The sequence below is a fragment of the Pedobacter sp. KBW01 genome (assembly GCF_003852395.1).
In the GTDB taxonomy this organism is placed as follows: Bacteria; Bacteroidota; Bacteroidia; order Sphingobacteriales; family Sphingobacteriaceae; genus Pedobacter.
In genome coordinates this window covers 339,796-360,336 of record NZ_QAJQ01000004.1, presented here as the reverse complement: position 1 = coordinate 360,336, position 20,541 = coordinate 339,796, and the positions used below count along the sequence as shown (strand labels likewise).

General features: G+C 38.2%; 22 protein-coding genes and 2 tRNA genes. 22 read left to right on the top strand and 2 right to left on the bottom strand.

The window, feature by feature from the left end:
- The 16 genes from DBR40_RS26640 to DBR40_RS05335 all read left to right on the top strand — a co-directional run.
- Window positions 1-205 (top strand): hypothetical protein (locus DBR40_RS26640; protein ID WP_199748276.1); only part of this gene is annotated, 205 nt, incomplete at its 5' end.
- A 43-nt stretch (window positions 206-248) separates the two neighbouring features.
- Window positions 249-431 (top strand): hypothetical protein, encoded by a 183-nt coding sequence (locus DBR40_RS26990; protein WP_233603811.1) that lies wholly within the window; start codon window positions 249-251, stop codon window positions 429-431.
- Window positions 432-458: 27 nt separating this feature from the next.
- Entirely contained in the window at window positions 459-848 is a 390-nt protein-coding gene (locus DBR40_RS05400) for a hypothetical protein (RefSeq protein WP_124558734.1), read from the top strand.
- A 439-nt stretch (window positions 849-1,287) separates the two neighbouring features.
- Complete coding sequence (locus DBR40_RS05395; RefSeq protein WP_124558733.1) at window positions 1,288-3,315, top strand: DNA cytosine methyltransferase; 2,028 nt, start codon at window positions 1,288-1,290, stop codon at window positions 3,313-3,315.
- Window positions 3,312-3,773 (top strand): hypothetical protein, encoded by a 462-nt coding sequence (locus tag DBR40_RS05390; RefSeq protein ID WP_124558732.1) that lies wholly within the window; start codon window positions 3,312-3,314, stop codon window positions 3,771-3,773. The genes DBR40_RS05395 and DBR40_RS05390 overlap by 4 nt, the downstream gene beginning before the upstream one ends.
- Complete coding sequence (locus tag DBR40_RS05385) at window positions 3,770-4,966, top strand: phosphoadenosine phosphosulfate reductase family protein (RefSeq protein WP_124558731.1); 1,197 nt, start codon at window positions 3,770-3,772, stop codon at window positions 4,964-4,966. Before DBR40_RS05390 ends, DBR40_RS05385 begins: the two co-directional genes overlap by 4 nt.
- A gap of 1 nt (window position 4,967) precedes the next feature.
- Entirely contained in the window at window positions 4,968-5,528 is a 561-nt protein-coding gene (locus DBR40_RS05380) for a hypothetical protein (RefSeq protein ID WP_124558730.1), read from the top strand.
- Between the two features lie 188 nt (window positions 5,529-5,716).
- Window positions 5,717-6,355 carry a DCL family protein gene (locus DBR40_RS05375; protein ID WP_158673989.1) on the top strand — a complete coding sequence of 213 codons (639 nt, stop codon included), beginning with the start codon at window positions 5,717-5,719 and terminating at the stop codon, window positions 6,353-6,355.
- A gap of 148 nt (window positions 6,356-6,503) precedes the next feature.
- Window positions 6,504-6,956: an HNH endonuclease gene (locus tag DBR40_RS05370; RefSeq protein ID WP_124558728.1), complete on the top strand. Its 453-nt coding sequence runs from the start codon at window positions 6,504-6,506 to the stop codon at window positions 6,954-6,956.
- A complete protein-coding gene (locus DBR40_RS05365; RefSeq protein WP_124558727.1) occupies window positions 6,957-9,260 on the top strand; it encodes a DUF3987 domain-containing protein in 2,304 nt (767 codons plus the stop codon).
- A 425-nt stretch (window positions 9,261-9,685) separates the two neighbouring features.
- On the top strand, window positions 9,686-11,038 hold the full coding sequence (locus DBR40_RS05360) for an SNF2-related protein (protein ID WP_124558726.1): 1,353 nt from the start codon (window positions 9,686-9,688) through the stop codon (window positions 11,036-11,038).
- Complete coding sequence (locus tag DBR40_RS05355) at window positions 11,038-11,292, top strand: VRR-NUC domain-containing protein (protein WP_124558725.1); 255 nt, start codon at window positions 11,038-11,040, stop codon at window positions 11,290-11,292. The genes DBR40_RS05360 and DBR40_RS05355 overlap by 1 nt, the downstream gene beginning before the upstream one ends.
- Entirely contained in the window at window positions 11,285-11,572 is a 288-nt protein-coding gene (locus DBR40_RS05350) for a hypothetical protein (protein ID WP_124558724.1), read from the top strand. Before DBR40_RS05355 ends, DBR40_RS05350 begins: the two co-directional genes overlap by 8 nt.
- A 57-nt stretch (window positions 11,573-11,629) precedes the next feature.
- Complete coding sequence (locus tag DBR40_RS05345) at window positions 11,630-12,058, top strand: hypothetical protein (protein WP_124558723.1); 429 nt, start codon at window positions 11,630-11,632, stop codon at window positions 12,056-12,058.
- Entirely contained in the window at window positions 12,059-12,547 is a 489-nt protein-coding gene (locus tag DBR40_RS05340; protein ID WP_124558722.1) for a terminase small subunit, read from the top strand.
- Window positions 12,537-13,973 (top strand): hypothetical protein, encoded by a 1,437-nt coding sequence (locus tag DBR40_RS05335; RefSeq protein WP_124558721.1) that lies wholly within the window; start codon window positions 12,537-12,539, stop codon window positions 13,971-13,973. Before DBR40_RS05340 ends, DBR40_RS05335 begins: the two co-directional genes overlap by 11 nt.
- Here the strand turns inward: DBR40_RS05335 and DBR40_RS05330 are convergent.
- A complete protein-coding gene (locus DBR40_RS05330) occupies window positions 13,970-14,926 on the bottom strand; it encodes a hypothetical protein (RefSeq protein WP_124558720.1) in 957 nt (318 codons plus the stop codon). The two genes, DBR40_RS05335 and DBR40_RS05330, sit on opposite strands and share 4 nt — an antisense overlap.
- A gap of 443 nt (window positions 14,927-15,369) precedes the next feature.
- On the opposite strand from DBR40_RS05330, the gene DBR40_RS05325 reads away from it, so the two are divergent.
- From DBR40_RS05325 to DBR40_RS05305, 5 genes are all read left to right on the top strand, one after another.
- Window positions 15,370-15,442, top strand: a tRNA-Pro gene (locus DBR40_RS05325).
- Window positions 15,443-15,612: 170 nt separating this feature from the next.
- A tRNA-Ile gene (locus DBR40_RS05320) sits at window positions 15,613-15,685 on the top strand.
- 444 nt (window positions 15,686-16,129) lie between these two features.
- On the top strand, window positions 16,130-16,531 hold the full coding sequence (locus tag DBR40_RS05315) for a hypothetical protein (RefSeq protein ID WP_124558719.1): 402 nt from the start codon (window positions 16,130-16,132) through the stop codon (window positions 16,529-16,531).
- A 92-nt stretch (window positions 16,532-16,623) separates the two neighbouring features.
- Window positions 16,624-16,827 (top strand): hypothetical protein, encoded by a 204-nt coding sequence (locus DBR40_RS05310; protein WP_124558718.1) that lies wholly within the window; start codon window positions 16,624-16,626, stop codon window positions 16,825-16,827.
- Window positions 16,828-17,306: 479 nt separating this feature from the next.
- Window positions 17,307-17,948, top strand: a complete 642-nt coding sequence (locus DBR40_RS05305; protein WP_124558717.1) for a thymidylate synthase — start codon at window positions 17,307-17,309, stop codon at window positions 17,946-17,948.
- A 70-nt stretch (window positions 17,949-18,018) separates the two neighbouring features.
- Here the strand turns inward: DBR40_RS05305 and DBR40_RS05300 are convergent, their stop codons facing one another.
- Window positions 18,019-18,849 carry a hypothetical protein gene (locus DBR40_RS05300; RefSeq protein WP_124558716.1) on the bottom strand — a complete coding sequence of 277 codons (831 nt, stop codon included), beginning with the start codon at window positions 18,847-18,849 and terminating at the stop codon, window positions 18,019-18,021.
- A gap of 147 nt (window positions 18,850-18,996) precedes the next feature.
- Here DBR40_RS05300 and DBR40_RS05295 point away from each other — a divergent pair, with 147 nt between their 5' ends.
- Complete coding sequence (locus tag DBR40_RS05295) at window positions 18,997-20,445, top strand: phage portal protein (protein WP_124558715.1); 1,449 nt, start codon at window positions 18,997-18,999, stop codon at window positions 20,443-20,445.
- Window positions 20,446-20,541: the final 96 nt, after the last annotated feature.

Genomic DNA, 20,541 nt, shown 5'->3' with positions numbered 1-20,541 from the left:
AGGTGCTCGCGGCGCTGCTGTTAGTTTAGGAATTCATGGTAAAGCAAAAGGCGCAATAGGTGCCTGGTTGACTATAGCCGAGTGGAAGCGTGATATCGATTTGAATTGGAATAGAATTGATGTTCAAACCACTAAAGTTGATGGCGAAACAATCAAAGCCGACACTTACTACAGTTTGGTTAATGGTCAATTTGTAGAGGCATAATATATTTTTTGAGCAAAAATTATAACTAAATGTTATCAAAATTATGGCTAAGCGAAAAATGGATTTGTCAACATTACCACTATACATCATAAAGAAAAATTCAAAATGGTACCTAAACACCAGAAATGGAGAATGGATCGCCTCAGATAAAATAACACAACATTTACCAATGTCAGCGCCCAAAGCTGAAGCCATCATGGCCAAAAGATGGGATTTAAATTATTAACTGCCGAGAGGCCAAAATAAAAATAATATGTCAGAAAGAACACTATCAGGATCTGTAGCATTAACCAAACTTACTCATGTCATCATGGATAAGAAAGGAAAAGATGGTCAAATGGTTAAATGCATCGTCATCCCAATAGAAGCCAACGGCCTTGAAACAAAGGACAAAGCTGTATATCTGGGGATTCGCGCTACTGTCAAAGATGAAACAGATCAGTACGGACAAAACGGATTTATCTCAAAAACAGTAAAAAGAGATAAAAAATGGAGTGAAATGTCTGATACCGAGAAAGAAGCTGAAAAGGCCTTGACTCCAATCCTAGGTAATCTAAAAGACTTCGCGATATCAGGTAATAATGATGCCGCAGGAGCAGCCGCTCCAGGTGTTGTCGCTGAGGATGATGACTTGCCTTTCTAGGTATCCTTTGCCAAACGCCCTGCTAGTTTCGATTAGCGGGGTTTTTAGGTGCCAGCCTAAACAATCTGGCTTCAAATAATGGGACAATTACAAACAACAACAACATTTAATGGGCAAGAGTTTTCGGCTCTACCAATCCCGGGTAAAAGGAACGAGGGATTAAATCCAGCTCGTACGCTTTACATCAGCACGGAAAGAAACAAAATCGTGATACTAGGCGAATCAGGAGACGTTTTGACATCAATATCCTCAGCTGATGGTTCAGAGCTTAATGTTGAAAACCTTTAACTGGTTATTCCCACTTTTTCGCCCTGCCTGGTCCGCCAGTCGGGGCTTTGCAAGTACCAGGCAATAGTGCCATAACACAACACCTCCGGATAAAGCGGTTTTTTAGTCTACGCGACCTGAGGGGAAAAACTTTAAACCATAGCATTATTATATGAAACAAAATTATCTCCATACCGAAGGTGGTGGTGCAACAAATGTAAAAACCATTAAACTTAATCCTGATGATGTTGAGTTTTTAGTAATAGATGAATTTGCAGGATTTGGAGGAACAACAAAGGCTTTTGCGTTATCAAAAGCAAAATCACTTGTTATTGCAGCGATAAATCATGATGAGAAAGCAATTACATCACACTGGTTAAACCACCCAGAGGTGGAACATTATAATGAGGATATAACTTTAATGTACGGTAAGGTGATTAATGGGATTCTCTTCAAGTCGCCGGAAATGATGAGGTTGATTCGTTTGGTTGATATTTATCGTGCTTGTTACCCAAATGCAAAACTTATCCTATGGGCTTCATTGGAATGCACAAACTTTAGTAAGGCAAAAGGCGGACAACCGCGGGATGCAGATAGCAGGGCATTAGCTGACCACATGGATAGATATGTTGAAGCGTTAGATCCTGATTATTTTAAAATTGAAAACGTGGTAGAATTCATGAGTTGGGGACCGCTCCGTATTGCTTTAAAGAAAAAGCATAAAGAAAATCTATCATTTGGTATTTATGCTAATTCTGAACTTAAAACCGGTATCAGTAAAAAAACTGGGAAAGAAGGATATTTATGGATCCCAGAAAACAAGCATAGTGGAAAGGATTATTTAAGATGGTGTAAACATATTAGATCGTTTGGATATTATGACCAATGGAGACAATTAAATAGTGCTGATTACGGGGCATATACTTCCAGAAACAGATTGTTTGGTTGCTTCGCCAAACCAGGATTACCGATTGTTTGGCCTGAATCAACTCATGCGAAAGAACCAATAAGTAACGGTCTATTTGGATCACAGGAAAAATGGAAAGCTGTTAAGGATGTGCTAGATTTTGATGATGAAGGTAAAAGCATATTTAACAGAAAAAAGCCATTAGTCGACGCGTCATTAGAAAGGATTGAAGCAGGGTTAATTAAATTTGTTGCGGGCGGTAAAGAAGCTTTTTTATTAAAATATAATTCAGCATGCCAAAATGGAGATAAACAGCACACTGTTAAATCTATAGAAGAACCAGCGCCAACTATACCGTGCCAAAATAGAAACGGGATTTGTTTTATATCAAAATACTACAGTGGAGATGCCTCTGGGAAGGTAATAAATATTGATGGCCCTGCGCATACGATTAGATGCAAAGATGCGCAATCATTGGTAAGAACTTTATTTATCAGTAAAAACTACAGCGGTCGTCCTGACGGAAAAGTTTCCTCAATAGATTCGCCATCAGGAACAGTAACTACTTTTGGTGGTGGCTCATTGGTAAATGTGAAACCATTCATTATGAACACAAACTTTAAAAATGTTGGAAGTTCGATTGAAAGTCCTGCGCAAACATTAACAGCGTCAAGGCATCACCCATACGTGGTTAATCCTAAATTTTTAGCCAGTTATTATGGTAATGGCTACAACATTAGGTCTGTGGATGAGCCGTGTGCAACATTGCCAACAAAAGACAGATGCTCTTTAATAAACCCTGTTTTTATCTATAGGGACTGCAAGACAGCAACTAACACTTCGATTAATGAGCCAATAGGATCATTAACTGCTGTTCCAAAAGCCAATATTATAAATTGTCAACCTTTCATTTTAAATCCATCGCACGGTTGGCATTGTACGGGGACAGAAGTTCCGTGCGTGGTAATTGTTGCAAGGCAAGATAAAGCGCCGTTATACCTAATCCAATTTCATATTGACCCAAATGTTTCAATACCAATTTACGATGATGATAGTGCTGTAATGATAAGAATTAAAAAATTCATGGCATTATATGGATTGTCAGATATCCTAATGCGAATGCTTAAGGTTTCTGAGTTATTACCCATACAAGGCTTCCCTGTTGATTATAAAATGGTAGGAAATCAGACAGACCACAAAAAAATGATTGGTAACAGTGTAGTACCGCAAGTTGTTAAGTGTTGGATAGAGGCTTTGGGCAGTGCTCTTAGACGGTTAAGGATTGCAGCATGAAAAGACCGCTAGGAGAACTCTACCCCAACTACCGAGCATTGCCGGTTCGCCTGAAGAAAAACTTCAAATGGACTGCAACAGAAAAAGAAATGTATGATTACGATAATGCCAGGCCAAGGCGCACGGAAGGGGAGGTTCATTATTATTTCAAACCTGCCGGGACTTACCCTGCTAGAATATATGTTTTTATGCATGGAGAAATGTGGCCCGCTAGAAATAGAAGAACAATGGGGCTGGCTTTTGCTTTCCCGTTTCTTAAGCGACTTATGTCTAGGGAAGAAATTGAACACCATCATTTTAACAATCGATTGGCCTACCATCAATATGAAAACTGGGATAAGCTATTGTATGCTGAGCAATTCGAGTGCGATTTTTTAGATGTTCAGTCCTACTGGTTAGGGACCAGATTTATGCATCAATTAAAATCATTTAGAAAACAATATAAAATAGGGGCATGAAGTATCAACAAGCAGATATATTTCTTGGATTTGGCAAAAGGTTGCAGATGAATGAAAGCATTCAGTTAACGATTAACTCATTGCTTGAGTACTGCCCTCGTTATGAACACTGGTGTTTAGCCTGGTCAGGAGGAAAGGATAGCACCACGTTAGTAACTGTATTGGTTTGGCTTATTAACACCGGGCAGATCCCAAAACCAAAATCTATAACAATAATGTATGCTGACAGTAGAATGGAACTGCCTCCACTAGCTGCAGCGGCGCAAGACATCATTTCTGACCTACGTGAAATGGGGTTCGAGGTCAGAATTGTTACAGCCCCAATAGAAAAACGATTTTTCCCATATATGCTTGGTCGAGGCGTTCCGCCTCCAACAAATAAATTTAGATGGTGTACGCCCAAATTAAAGGTGGATCCAATGGAATCTGCTTTAAAAGAATTGTTTACTGAAAAAGGGCAAAAAGTTCTGATGCTTACGGGTGTCAGAATGGGAGAAAGTGCTGTTCGCGATAATCGCATTATTATGAGCTGCAGTAAAGATGATGGAGAATGTGGGCAAGGTTGGTATCAACAAACTATGCCTACAGAATTATGTGATACGCTTGCTCCAATTTTGCACTGGAGGGTATGCCATGTATGGGCCTGGCTTAAAAACTGGGCTACATTACCGGAGTATGGGGATTTTGCAACAGCGGCATTAGCTGATGCATACGGAGGTGACGAAGCTGAAGACCTTGCAGCTCGTACTGGGTGTATTGAATGTAATCTGGTTAAAAAAGATAATGCATTGACGATAATTTTAAGGCAGCCTAAAAATAAATACCTGAAACCATTACGACAGTTAAGAGGGGTTTACAATTTTTTAAGAAGTAGAAAAAACAGGTTACGGAAGACTGGTCTTGATGAAGGGGACAACTTTAGGCAACGTTTCGGCCCAATAACCATGGGGGCAAGAGAATGGGCTTTCAATGAAATTATTAGGATACAAAATGAAATTAATGAAGAGGCAGATCGTATTGGAAGACCAAGAGTTATTTTAATCGATGAGGAAGAACAAGCTTATATAAAACAGTGCTGGAAAGACAATCTTTGGCCGAACCGTTGGGATGGAAATGAAGCTATAGGATCGACACCAATGGACACGGTTTATCCTGACGGAACTATTCAGCCATTAATCAAATTTGGAGAGTAAAATGAAAAAACTACCACCAGGCGAAGCGCTTCGCCGGCACAATGAGCGAAACCGAATTAAAAACGAGAAACGAAAAGCCGAATTAGTTGCCCATAAAGCTGCTAACGGCATAACTTCCAACTTAACTGAAGAAAGGAAAAAGCAAATGAGAGAATATATAGCAAAAAAACGTGGCCCAGCAAAACGTAAAGCACTGCGTATTCTGGATATGTCTCCAGAGCAATTGGAGCAAAAGCGCAGGGATGAGAAAAACGCTAAGGCAAGAGATAAACGACAGGCTGAAAGGGATGCCGGTATTCGTGTAGATAAGCGGTTAAAGGAAAACATGACCAAACCGCATTATAAAGCTTTAACCGCCAAACCTAAGGAGCCTCGACGCATGCGTACACCAAAGGAGAAAAAGATGGGGAAGGTAGTGAATGAGCCAAAGCCAATGCGAATAACCAATAATAGCACGCAAGGAAAGATTGCCTTGGTCATTAGCTCAAAGCTTACCGTTTTCATCCGCCCGGATCAAGATCCAGAGCAGGTAAGAGCTAAGTACAAATCTTTTTGTCTTTAAAATCAATAACTATTTGTTATTAAAGTTATAATTATTATTTTTGTTCTGCGGCCGTCACCGAACCTTAAGACATTCACAAACACCACCTCTGTACATACTCCAGCAGCCATGTTGGAATGCTTGACGGCCATTTTGTACAGGGGTGTGGTTTAATTATTCAGCATTTACATACTATTAATAATATGATAGTGAAATCAAAACTTAAGGCTCAAGCCAAAGCAATTTTGAACGAGAAGCCATTGGGCTTCGTATTCGAGCAAAACACTTCTGAGTATAATTTTTTATTGAGAATTTTTCAAGGCCATCCCGAGTATCAAATAAAGGCTGGTTCCGGAATAAGTAATATTTATATTTCTAAGGGATTGGAGTTTAGTACCCGTTGTTTTTTCATTACTAGAATTGATGGCAGCACAACAGATATATCATATATCCGCTCAATTGATGGAGCCACATCAAAAATAAGCGATATCAAGTGCGCATGCAGGTCAGCAGTAAAGGATGTTGTTGAAAGAAGGAGGCTTAAGGTTGTTTATGGAGAGACTAAATGTCCAATCAGTGGAGATATTCTATATCCTGAAAATACCCACATTGATCATTACAATTTACCATTTAATGAGGTTTGTGATGCCTGGTTGAAGTCGCAAAATATTGATATCGTTCATTCGTGCTTAAATGACAATTCTGTTGATCATGTGCAAGAAATTTCATTCGCTTCAAAAACCTTGAAGGAGTCTTTTATTACATTTCATAATGCTAATACCAGGCTAAGGGCAGTCAGCAAAACCGCGAACCTATCTACATTAAAAAAAAGAAGGGAGAAAAATTAGTATGATATGCGGAAATAATTTTTTCGATTGTTCAGGTAATAAGACCGAATATAAAACTAAATGCGATACGTTTATAGTGTGCAACCATTGTTTAAATGGTAGAACAAAAGACTATGAAGGCTGTTGCATAAACCCGGATATAATACACGTGAATCAACCAAATGTTAATGGCACACCATCTAAAAAGCCATTTTGTAAAAACTGCGGTAGCACTTTTAAAGCTGTAAAATTTGATCACAATAAAGAGCACCTTGAACTGCCATTGTTAACTAAAGAGGTTCAGGAGACTATTCGGACTAACAGAAATAATAAAGTTAAAAAATTTAGAGAATGGATAGACGGGAGGAGAAGAACCGAAACATCGCCATTGCTAGAGGAATATAATAGTAAATACAATGAATATTTAAAAACGCCTGAATGGAAAGTCAAGCGAGATAAAGTTCTAAAAAGAGACAATTATATATGTCAGGGATGCTTAGAAAATAAAGCAACACAAGTGCATCACATCACTTACCAAAATATTTACAATGAACCTTTATTTGATCTTGTGTCGGTTTGCGATGCTTGTCATCATAATATACATTTCCCAATTCAAGATTAAATGGAGCAGTCTTACATAGTAGATTTATTGAACCTTGGTCTTAAGCCAGTCCCGATGGTATGGGATTCTGTAACAAAAACAGCTTCATCGCATTGTATTGCTCATTCTAAAATAACCAGCAACAACTATGATGTTACGAATTTTCACAATTTTATTTCAAATCTAGCAGAGGCGAACGGGATTGGAATCAAGTTATTTTCACCTTTCGGCTGTTTAGATTTTGATTTAAAGAATACTGAAGATAAGCAGCTTTTCGATAAGTGGCTCCAGGCAGTCAACTCGCTTGATGAAGAAATACTTGAAAAAATCTGTATAGAGACTACACGTAACGGAGGGTACCATGTATACATAAAGTATGCCAAATTAACATCCAAAAAAAGTCTAGCAAAAGGTATTAATGGCGAAGAAATTATCGCGATTTATACTGGTGGAACATTGTCTTACTGTGATCCTACTCCGGGTTATAATATGTATCATAACGAGTGGCAAGATCTAGAAGAACTGACAGATGATCAGTATGACATATTGGTATCATCGGCAATTGTTTTTAATTTACATAACGACCCTTTTAACGACGATAAAGAGCCAATAAAAGTTGAATATCCTATAGAGTATGAAAATTTATGTATTCAATTCGATAATAACATAACTGATGATGTGTTCAATATTTTATTGAATGACATGGGCTTATTTAATGTAGCGGATTACAAGTACGGAAAAAAGGATAAGTACATTGCTTACCTTAGGAAAGGATCAAAAGCACGTTATTCTGCAAAAGCATATTTTGGTGCTAAAAGGGTTCTATTATTCACATCATCGATCAAGGGGTTCCCTTGTTGGAGCGATAGACAGCATGACAAGGACCATACCTGGAATCTTAGTCCAACAAAGATTCTTTACTATAAAAATGATAAGGACTGGATTTCGACTATAGAAGAAATCAAAGCGATTGCTGAAAGTATAGGTCTCGATTTAGTTGAGCACAAACCGGTTACAGATCAGGGCCTCATACCTAAAGACAGACTTAAATTCCCCTACGATATTTTTCCTGAAGCAGTTCAAAACTACATTTCATCCCATAACTTTCAACATGAATACTTAGCTGGGTTTGCACTATCTGCATTTTCAACAGCGATAGGAAATTCTGTTTCGTTATTGGCCAACGAAGGCTACAATGTCAAGCCAATACTTTATATGGCGGTTGTTGCTCCACCTGGGGCGTCAAAAACACCATCGCTAAAATCAATGTTCAAATTTATTAATGATGTTGATTCGGATACATATAAGCATTATGTATCTGAACGGGATAAATACAAACAAGAATTAGCGCATTTTAAAAACCAGAAAAAAGGTGAGGGGATGAAAGAGCCTGAAGCTCCAGTGATGAGGCAAATGGTAATTAATGACTCCACCATTGAAATGGCTGTAAAAATATTAAAGTACAATCCTATGGGTTGTTGTGTAGTCGCTGATGAGCTTGCAGGATTCCTAAAAAGAATGGTTCGTTACGAAGGTGATGAGAAGGAAAAATGGCTTGAGATGTGGAGTGGTGGCAACATCAAGATACAACGTATGGCAAGAGAGGAAGATGTTGTTGAAAATGCATTTTGTTCGATAGTTGGCGGTATTCAACCTGGCGTTCTAGACGCTCTGAGCACAAAAGAAAATGCGCACAATGGATTTTACCATAGATTCTTATTCGTTTACCCTAAGCCAATGGATAAACCAAACTGGCAGCAATATGAAACCCCCGAGCATATCAAAGTGGATATGGCCAATGTGTTTAACTCAATATTCTATTTTCGAAACGATAAATGCGTTTATCGGCTTTCACCAGAAGCCAATGATTTGTATGCGGAATGGTATAATAATAAAAATCAAAAATATAACAGGTCAAGTACTGATGATCCAAAAGGAATCATAGCAAAGTACCAGGATTACTGTCTTCGATTTGCTTTAATTCTCCAGGTTATCCATGATGAAGGTGCAAGGCTATTTATAGTTGAATCAAAAAATATGGAGCGCGCCATAAGGCTCACTGAATACTTCTTTGGAAACATGCATAAGGCTATGAAGGTTCTTGCTCCTGAAACACCGGTAGATAAATTAAGTGGTAATCATCTTGATTTTTACAATGCATTGCCGCCATCATTTACATCAAAAACAGCTATTGAAGTGGCAAAGAATTATAACATTAAAGGGCCTAATTGCAAGATGCTTCTTATGAGGTGGAGCAAACAGGACGCTTACATTTTAACTAAGTCTGGAGATAAATATGATGCAACATACGATAAGAATTTTTAAACACAACGCAGTTTCAAGGGATAGAACACCCTTTTACGAAAGTAACAAAGTAACACGCATATAACAAAGACAATGTTACTTTAAAACGGTATTTAATGTTGTTTAAACGCTGTTTTTAGCTGAAAGTAACAAAGTAACAAACATTACTGATGTAGATAAATAAAAGTAACATAAGTAACATTTAACAGAGAATAATTAGAATAGTATTATTTATTTATTTAATACTTTATTCTCTTACATAAACACGTTAAATTCTAATTTTTAGAAAAACGTGTTACTTTGTTACTTTATGTGTTAACTATCTTGTTATCAGCATCTTGTGTATAACAAAAAAGTAACAAAGTATTATTTAGCTTGTTACATTTAAAATTAATATTACTGTAAACTGTTGTTTGTCAGTTGATTATAAAGTAACAAATACTATTATGAAGATTTTAAGGGATTACCAAATAGCTAATGCTAAAAAGGGGATTGAAATTCTACAGGAAAGACACTTAGTATACTTGCAATGCGAGGTGAGAACAGGAAAGACGTTAATGGCTCTTGAAATTGCAAAAATTGGAGGGTATGGCAATGTTTTATTTGCCACCAAGAAGAAAGCCATTTCATCAATTCAAAAAGATTATGATGATTTTGGATATAAATTCGATATCACAATCATAAATGACGAGTCATTGCATACTGTTGTTGGTGATTTTGACTTAGTGATTCATGACGAACACCATAGGTTTGGATCATTTCCTAAACCAGGCATAGCTACAAAAAAATTTAAGGAAAGGTTTTCGCATTTACCAATGATATTTTTATCAGGAACACCACATCCGGAATCATACTCGCAGGTATACCACCAGTTTTGGATATCTAACTTTTCTCCATTTGCAGAGTTTAAAAACTTTTATAAATGGTTTGCAGGTTTGGAGTTCGTTAAAACCGAATTTGACTTAGGATACGGGATGGTTGCCAACTATTCAAATAATGAAGATACGATTTACAAATTCTATTCGATACAGCTCAGAAAGCTTAATAAGAAAGATCCAAAATACACCGATAAGCAAATTGAAATAAAAGTCAATCAAACTAAAAGCATTGCTGCTATGCATAAAGCAAATGCAAAACTTATGCGAATAATTGATCCCTATTTGATTAAACAAACTCAAGCTGAAGCGGGGTTTACTTCTTCAGTTAATGAAAAGGTAATCTACTGCAAAATGCAGGATATCACTTATAAATTGATCAACAAATTGAAAAAGGATAAAGTTGTAAGGGGTAAGGATGAAGTGATTTTGGGGGATACAGCTGTGAAATGTATGGGAAAGGTACACCAACTTTCTTCAGGAACGATAAAGTTTGAAAGTGGTAATTCTGCTATAATTGATGATTCAAAAGCGAGATTTATCAGGGATAAGTTTACGTCGTATAAGATAGGTATCTTTTATAAATTCCAATCTGAGCTGGATATGCTTAAGCAGGTTTACGGAGATAAACTTTGTACAGACCTTGATACTTTTAATGCGACTGATAAAAATATTGCCTTGCAGATTGTTTCTGGACGTGAGGGCATTAGTTTGTCGAAAGCTGACTACCTAGTTTACATAAACATAGATTTTTCTAGCCTATCATACTGGCATAGTAGGGATAGGCTAACTACCATGGATCGAAAGAATAATGACATTTTCTGGGTTTTCGCTGAGGGTGGCATTGAAGATTATGTCTATAACGCAGTTATTAAGAAAAAAGACTATACGAGTTCAGTATTTAAAAAAGATTTTTTATCATAATGGCATCTGGATTTCAAAATAGAATCAAACGAGAGTACGAAAAAAAGGGATACAAGGTGATTAAGCTAGCTAAAACAAACGCCAACGGCATAACGGATTTGATGTGCTTAAAGGATGGAAAATCAATATTCATTGAATCTAAGGAGGCTAACGATTCACTAAAAGAACTACAAAAGTATCGAATCGACGAACTTAAGGCATTAGGTTTTGATGCGTTTTGCCTGCAGGATGGTAAGGGGAGGGTTTATGGTTGAGTTATTACGAAAAATGGGCCCAAACTCATATCAGTTCAACTATATTGCCTTTATTGGAGATAATGAAGAATGGATGTTAATCGGTACAATATGCGATTTGAAAGGTGAATCTGGGGATTCCTTAGATGAATATAAAAGTAAGTCAGGTAAATACATGGAAGTTTTAAGAAGTAGAATGTACAGAGAACAATTGAAAGGCAAGATTACACCAATAATCACCATGCCATCTATGGGGCCTAAACCATACAACAGCAAGGAGAAGAAAAAATTTTTCGGTTAATTATAACTATTTGTTATTAAAATTATTACTTTTGTTTTATCACAGATCAGGAGGAGAATGAATACACAAACAATCATTTCGCGCGTACTACAACACAGGGATTATGCCCTTTACCAGCAATTGCAAGAGGAGGTAACGCCGATGCTTAAGGACCTTACCCATATCGCAGAGATTTATCAGGTAGTACAGGATATGTTCCCGGATCTCGATTCCAGGGATAAGCAAATTTACTTCACCTCATGTGTGTATTACTTCTATTGCCCAGCATCATTCGTAGGTGCTAAAGTTCAAAAACTTCCGATCGGTATTCGTGATGAAGCAGCGAAAGTACTTGGTTATGCTAATCCCGAAAACATCAACGCCATTCGCAGCATAGGCGAGGTTTACATGAAATCACCGGTAAAGCGAGGAAAGATCGAGCAAGTTAAAGAGTATTTCAAAAAGTACTCGGTTAGGAACATGGATTGGGAATTAGCGCTTGTGTAGATGGGAAGGCCTAAAAAGCAAGACAAGCTCGGCGCTCCTTACAAGTTCACGCCTGAACAGTTTGAGTTAGCCTGGCAACAATATTTCCAATGGGTTGACGACAATCCATGGTTTAAATCAGAAGCTATCAAATCTGGCGAAATGGCTGGCCAGATCATTCAAATTCCAACAGCAAGACCTTATTCCGAAGTTGGTTTCTGCGCCTTCCACAATCTTGGAGAGAAATATATTACAGAGCTTGCCAATACGCTTGAAGGAAAAGAGAAGAAAAAAGATTTTGAAGTGCAATTATCCAACATCTTAACGCAGGCGCGCGCAAGATGCCGGGCGCAAAAGTTTGAAGGAGCAGCTGTGGGTGCCTTTAATGCAAATATAATTGCCAGGGACTTAGGGATGGTTGACAACAAGAAGATCGAACATGACGGAATCCCAGAGAATACCCAGCCTAAACAGGTGATCATTATAAACGGTAAAGAAATTGAGTTCTAATGTTGCTCCAGCTAAACAAGTTCTATTTGAACCATTCCCAAAACAGGAGGAGTTTATTAATGCCGTATTAAGCGGCAATTATTCATTCGTCCTTTTTGGTGGTGCTATTCGTGGAGGTAAGACTTTCGCATTGCTCGCTCTCTTTATTGTACTATCTAAAGTTTTCCCCGGCAGTAGATGGGCTTTGGTTCGTAAGGATCTTCCAACAATAAAACGTAACCTTTATCCTTCCTGGAATAAAATTAAACCCGATCGATTCATTAAGAATCATAATAATGAAACTCATACGGTTACTTTTAATAACGGTAGCCAGATTATTTTTTACCCTGAAAACTATGCCCAGGATAAAAATCTTGATAGATGGAAAGGACTTGAGGTAAATGGATTTGGCTTTGAGGAAATAAACGAATGCCAGCAGGTAAGTCTTTACAAAGCATTTGAGCGTGCCGGTTCATACGTAGTGCCAGGATTGAAGGTTCAACCAAAGCCGATTGTTATCGGGACCTGTAATCCAACACAAGGGTGGGTTAAGGAGTTGGTTTATACACCATGGAAAAATGGAAGTCTGAAAGATACATGGTTGTATATACAGTCGCGTATTCATGATAATTTGCCGTTATTAGCTGCTCAGCCGGATTATCTTCCTTCATTGCGGGAAAACCTTAACACTTATGAATTTTTGGTTTATGTTGAGGGTGACTGGGATGTACAGCTGAAAATGGGGGGAGAGTTCCTGGCGAAATTCGAATTAAGTGATCATGTTAGGCCAAATAGCTGGGATATCAATAAAATGATGTGCATTTCGCTGGATAGTAACGTTTATCCGCATATTGCAGTTACATGCTGGCAGATCGATGAAAAAGGCAACGGCAAGCTGATCAAACAGGTTCATGAATTGCCGGCTGAAGATCCGATCAATACTGGGACTAAAGCAGGAAAGAATGTTGCTGATTGGCTGAAATCTATTGGATACAATCAACGGGTGAAAATTTATGGTGATAGATCCACCAAAAACCGTAATAACATAGATGATAACAAGAAATCATTTTTCGCTCTGTTTACAGAGGCTATATCTAAGGAGGGTTTTAGAATTGAGGACTGCATGCTGAACAGTGCTCCAGTAGTATCGACCATTGCAGACTTCATTAACGCAATTTTTGCAGGTGAGGTACCGGGATTATCCATTGAGGTTGGTGAGCATTGCAAAAAGTCTATCAACGATTACATTGAAACGAAGACCAACGAAAATGGGGGTATCCTAAAGGTTCGTGTTAAACACCCGACGATTGATAAGTTGACCTACGAAAAGAACGGCCACTTAACTGATACGCTAAAGGATTTTATAGTTTCTGCATTCCATTCGGAATACCTGGCATTCATCAACAAGAAAAAAGGCTTGGGTGTTAAGGCGCTTAGCGGGATTTAGACTGTTTTTTTCTTAACGCTATCTTTGATGCCAGCGAGCTTGGAAATAATCGCCAGTGTATTTGTTTCATCATTTTTTGATTTTTCTAACTCAACAGTGCTTTCTCCTTTTTTTAAGATGAAGTTCCTTTCTGTCTTTAGAATTTCCATTGCAATTTTTTCTAGAAGCTTGGTATTGTCTTCCAACATTGCTGATTTAATTGCAATACTCTTGAATTCAATGTTTGTTAACTCATTGTTCCAGTATTTTATTTCTTCAAGATTTTTAGTGTATAGTCTCAAGAAGAAGTATGCAAATACCTCCAATATTATACTCAATGATATTCTTGGTATAAAATGGATTAAATAGTCACCAGCAGAAGTAAGGGTTGTATCAAACGTGGCAACAGAATAGCCTAAAAAAGCAATGACAGCAGCAGTTGTTGTCACTCCAATTGTTAAATTGAGGGCAGTAGACCTTGCAAGGCGTTGGGATTGATATCTAATTCTGTGCTTTAAATCATCAAGCTCTCTTTCGATTATCTTAACTTTGTTGTTGATAATTGCGTCTTTTTTAAACTCCTCATAGACTTTAGTGACAATCGATTCCGACGTAAGCTCATTGATTTTGCTGTAGAAAATCGATTCAGCGTCTTTTTTAATTTTTTCTGGGTCGATTAGGGAGCTCTTTAGTGATGCGAATTCAGATTTGAGAAAAAACAAATCTTCAGATGACATTTTGATTTCATCTGAAAGCGATCTTGAAACACTGTTACGGTCATCGCTACCGCGTAGGAAATTAAACACTCCCATAAACACCAAAACCAATAGAGTAGGTATCACAAGAAAATATATGATATCTGTCTTTCCCATCGGTTCAGCCGATTTATAATTTTGATAAATACCATAGGAGAGTAGTATTATTGTGATAAATCCTATAGCGATTGTAACTGGGGCAAATTTTTTATTGAACATTGAGATAATTAATTTATCGCAATTATAGATTAATTACATAAAAACACAAAAAAGTAGGTCATAAAAAAACTTTAAAATTATTTTTTATAACATTTGGTTATTAAAGTTATAATTGTTATTTTTGTTCAAGCGAACGGGAAACCAAGCACGGCAGGATCTGAAAGAAGTCCTGTCTTTGTTGTATGAGAGCGTTAATTTAGATAGGGCGGCAGCGGTTGATAAGTGTTGATGATGGCCGCCTTTCTTTTGTTCAAACGCCATTGATTAGCATAAACACATATAGAGAGAGGGCGGTGAGGCTCAGGCCAAAACTCCGCAATATTGAGTTGCACACAGAGGTAAGGGATTGGAGAGATAGCGCAGTGCAACGCGTGAGACAGCAGTGGGGTGACAGCAACGAGCTTAAACAACCGTGACCCAGTAGTCCTGCTGCTTGTTTTAATCAGGATGTATATCAGTTGGTAGATAGCTTGCTTTGGGAGCAAGAGGTCAAAGGTTCGAGTCCTTTTATCCTGACGCGGTTAAACTAAATAACGGTTGGTAGCCGTTTTATGTGTCCATTGTTTTCTAGCGGTTCAATTCCGCAAACAAAAAGTCAAACATTAAAAGCGAGTGACTTTAACTCGAATCGCTTTTCCCTTCGCTTGTTTAGATAACGGCCTTTGGGTTAAAAGTGCCGTTTACTTTTGAATTAGCTCAGTTGGTTAGAGTATCTCCCTGATACGGAGATGGTCGGTGGTTCGAGTCCATCATTCAACACACGATTTCTTTGGTGTAAATCAAAATCCACGTTAAGCAAGAGGGCAGTAAGTGGTCTGCCTCATCCATAGAAAGCAACACATGGACTGGACGAGTACATTTAGAAACGATGTGATTTATGCACGTGAAGGTGCGCAAAGAACTTTGTTAATCGGGTGCCAATAGTCCGCACCATTAAGTCCTGTCAGCGGGTGATCCGCATAGTGCAGGCAAAGCATTTTTTCATAGTTAGCCCCTATGGGCGGTTTTAGTTTGAGGTTTGGTTTGCAGGTTGAGAGTGGTTCCTCAGCCTGCTTTTTTACACCAACATTATTGAGCCATACAAAACGAAAAGTAATTGCATGCACCAATCCAAATCAACAATCACAAATGCAAAGCATATCCTCTGCTGGCTGTGCATGGCAGCAGCATGCGTGATTACCTACTTAGCAAACAAATAGCAATATGATAAACGCAAACGAATTACGGATTGGCAATGTAGTTGCTGTTCCGCCACTGAACCGAAAGGGAATTGTGACTAGCTTTACTCAAAGAAACGTAAAACTGAAATTAAAAGGCTCACGGGTTAGTGTTACTAGCCACAGAGGAGTGATTGGCTTGGACGTAAATGGGGTTGATATTACTGATCAACTACTAATTGTTAACGGCTTTGTGCAAGTTAACACTGGTTTTCAGATATCGATTGACAAGGGTAATTTGCTGCACCTAATTGGAGCTGGCGACCGTTACATCATTGGTTTGAACGGTGCCTTTGGTTTGGTGAATGCCGGATCTGTTCGATCACTTCACCAACTCCAGAACTTATACTTCGCTTTAACAGGGAAGGAGATAGTGTATACGCCATGAAAACAAAACAAATAACATGGCTTACGATCGGAGCGATTACAATAGCCATAAATTCATTAATAATCTATCAAATAATTAAATAATCGATACAAATGCAACAACAGATGATTGCGTTACAACGCGAAAACAAACTAATGAAGGAGCATCTTCAGGATGCTGTTATGCTTGCCGGCAAATACAAAAACAATATGGGCGTAATCGATCAGGAAGAATTAGCAAGGCTCGATGCGAAAGCAAATGGTAAGGTGTTCAATGTTCGTGATTTCGATATGGCCGATAGGAATGGGGAGCAGTAAAAGGCAAGGAGGGGAGGTAAAAGTTAGCCTTCCCCCTCCTCAAGATCTCGATTTTATCCTAACTCGCAAAAAGTATTATAGGAACATTTTGATAAATTTTCTCAATTGCTTAATCAGTTCCGGAGAGTTTTTCATCAACGGCCTGATCACAATTAAGAAAACAATGATTTTTGTAAACACTGTTCTCTAGATTTAGATAGTACATAACTTCTTATCTCGGATTTATTAAAACATCTGCTTTTCTGACTGGGATTTCTCCCAGAAATGATCTGCCACAAAAGTAAACAATAGTGAACATTTTAACTAAAATACCTCGAAAAAAATATGGATAGTTGATGGGATATTAAACGCCCCAGCTCCCCTTCGTAAACTCTCACATAAACAAAAAAGAATGCATAAAGCACTGTGCTGAGGCGTAAGCCGAGCAGGTGTGATTTAGGCATTCTGTTTATGTGAGGTTGCAAATTTAATAAATCGAGATGAATAAGTATCATGAAATCCTGAGTAAAATACTTTCCAGTGGGAAAGATCAGGAAAACAAAAAGGGGAGTATTAAGTATTTAACAAACCAAAAGCTGCATTTAAGCAAAGGAGATTTGTTGGATATTTTTGAGGGGCATGGAGTGGCTCGAAAGAAATTGAAAGATGAACTGGAACTGTTTATCGCCGGTGAAAGGTCTACTGATGCATATAGATCGTGTGGGATTACCTGGTGGGACTATTGCGGGCCCATACTTGTAAACAGTTATCCTACTTACTTTGAACATTTGCCAGCACTGATCAAAAAGATCAATAAGGAAAAACGTAATTCTAAAAATTACATGCTATTTCTTGGGAGCAATAATTCAGAGAGTAATCAACATCCATGTTTATCGCTTATCCAATTTCAAATTGAGCATGAAAAGCTAGTCGTTTCTGCATATCAGCGCAGTTCGGATGGTAATTTAGGGCTGCCGTCCGACATTTACCATTTGTATCTGATTTCTAAGAGTATTGAAGTAAAATTAAAATCAATTACTTTGTTTCTGGGGAACGTACACATTTATGAGAACAACGTTGAATCAACCCGGGAGTTGTTACGTGGCGAGAAGGCCAAGTTTAATTTAAATGTAGGTTTATAACAAGTTGGTGTCAACCAAGTATAGTAAGACAAGCTTAACTTATTATGACTGGTTGACACCAATCTAAAATTTAATCTTTAAATTTTGGTTGCCCAATCAAATTTGGGTTATTGATGAAATTATCGTAATCTATAATAAGCTCACGGGCTGCTTTTATAACTAATTTTTGGGTTGAGAGAAGCACTGGGGCGGGCATGAATCGAGGCCACCTATCTGTGTTGTGTATCCAAAAAATCTCATCTGTTTTAATATGGTTGTCCATATCTGTATAAAAGATTTTGCTATATAAAATGGTGTTTTTATCAAATGCAATGCTTTTAGGGAGCACTAAAGCAATGGTGTGTCCACCACCTCCACCCAGTTTAAATTTTCCTGGCATATTGGCCGCATGATAAGCGGGTATTTTGCTGTTATAAATAAATGAAAGTACACGTTGTATATGTACAGGCCTTTTTCCCTTATTAATGAACGTTGTATAGAATTCCCCGTCAATATTGTTTCTGTTGACGAATTTTATTGAATCAATAGTGAAATAAGGTTTGTCTATCTCATTTTGCATTTTTATGGCCCTTAGTTGCCCATCAAGTTGTTTTTCTATGAACTCGTTTTGCTTTTTTGATATATCAATTTGCTCAGTGGTAACTTTATTCTGCGCAACCAGATTATTAGAATCTCTGATGTCTTTTAATGAATCTCTAACATCTTTTAAGGAATCCTGAAGCCGAGCATATTCAAAGCTTTTTCTAGTATCCAACATAGTCCTCGCTGAAAAAAATACTGTTACTAACAAGGCGGCAATAGTTAGATAGAACTGAATTGTGCTAGAATTCCTCTCGTACCAGTTTTTGGAATTCTCGTTTTTTAAAAATTGCTTGAACTGTTTTTTGTAAATTTTCTTCAAATTATATGATAGTTTTCTGAATGATAAAATTAAGCAAACTTAATTCAATTCACATAGCTTACAATTAAGCCCAAATAAAAATGACACCGAAATACCCTGCATTATGTGGGGTATTTTTGCTTTTGCCGATCCGGCAAGTAGAGAGATATGGAGAAAGAGGAAATAGACGGACTTATTGATACACCAAAGGAACTTGTTGAGGCGGTTACAGAGCTTACGCCGGAGATACCGGCTTATGTTTATGATATCGAGCCAGAGGACCACAAAGCGGTTAAGGATTTAAATTATCGTCCTTGGCGTGATGTTCAGGTAGCAACTGGTATTACAGACGCACAGGGCAACATGACTTACCGAGAAGAAAAAAAGGATGTGCACCGTATTCCTTCCAATACTCAAAAACAAATTACCGAATGGGCGGTTCGCATGGCGTTGTCTGGAGGTATCGAAATTGAGGCCTATGTTCGTGAAGGCAATGCCACTGACGAAACCATGCTGGCAATGCTGAAGAAAACATGGGAAGATAATAAGATCGATTATATCGCCCAGAAAATAGATAAGCTTAAAAAGAATTATACACAATGCCTGGTTGTTTGGTATAGTGAAGCCCTCGAGCCTGGCGATGAGTTTTGGGCAGATATATCACCGAACAGCAGGTTTAAGATGCGCTGTTCAATCTTTAGTCCGGAAGATGGCGATATTATCATCCCAATTTATGATCAGTACAAGAAAATGATTGGATGCGCCCGTAAATACACCGTTAAGGTGGATAAGAAGGACATAAAAAAGATGGATCTATTCTTGGCTGATAAATACATCATTTATGCGGAGGCTGAGGGAGGCTGGAAGATAGAAGATACCAAACCAATCACATATGGCAAGGCCAATTTCGTTTACCATGGCCAGAAGCGCCCACAATATGCGGATGTGCTGCCGAAAATCGAACGGGTAGAGGAAGTGGACAGCGATACAGCTGACGAGAACCAACAAAGTGCCTTCCCGATCTTAGCTGCAACTGGAGAAATTACAGCCAGTGCAGGTGGTGGCACCAAAAATACCCGTAAAACCTTTATGATGGCCGAAGGTGGCGATTTAAAGTATGTTGAGGCTAAAGGTTCGCAGCAGTCAGCTAAAGATGAGCGGGAGAACCTGCGCCGAGATATTTACGATGAAACAAATACCCCACAAATCTCAATGGAGCAGATAAAAGGCTCATCCAATATACCAGGTGTTGCAATTGAAATGATGTTCTTACCAGCAACCAATCAGGCTAAGTCTGATCAGCAGGGTGATTTGGGCATGGAGTGGCAGCGGCACCTCAATTTTCTTAAATCAGCCATGGCTGTAATTAATGTAGGTGTGAAGGCCAGCGTGAGCATGGCGGTTAAGCCGAAGTTCAAAATAGAATTGCCCCGTAACCTCACCGAAGAATATAATCGAATCATTTCCCTGGTTGCAGCTGGCTTAATGTCGGTCCGTACCGCTATTGCAAAGCTGGGCATTGTTGATAATATCGATGAGGAAATAATTGCGATTGAGAAAGAAGTGGCTGCTAGGGCAGCGCTGGCACCGAGAGTGACACCGCCGGTTACTGAGTAATGATCGATATCGGTAGGTGAAATATTTTTTTAAAATTATTTTCTATAACATTTGGTTATTAAAATTATAATATTTACTTTTACATCGTAGTTCGGG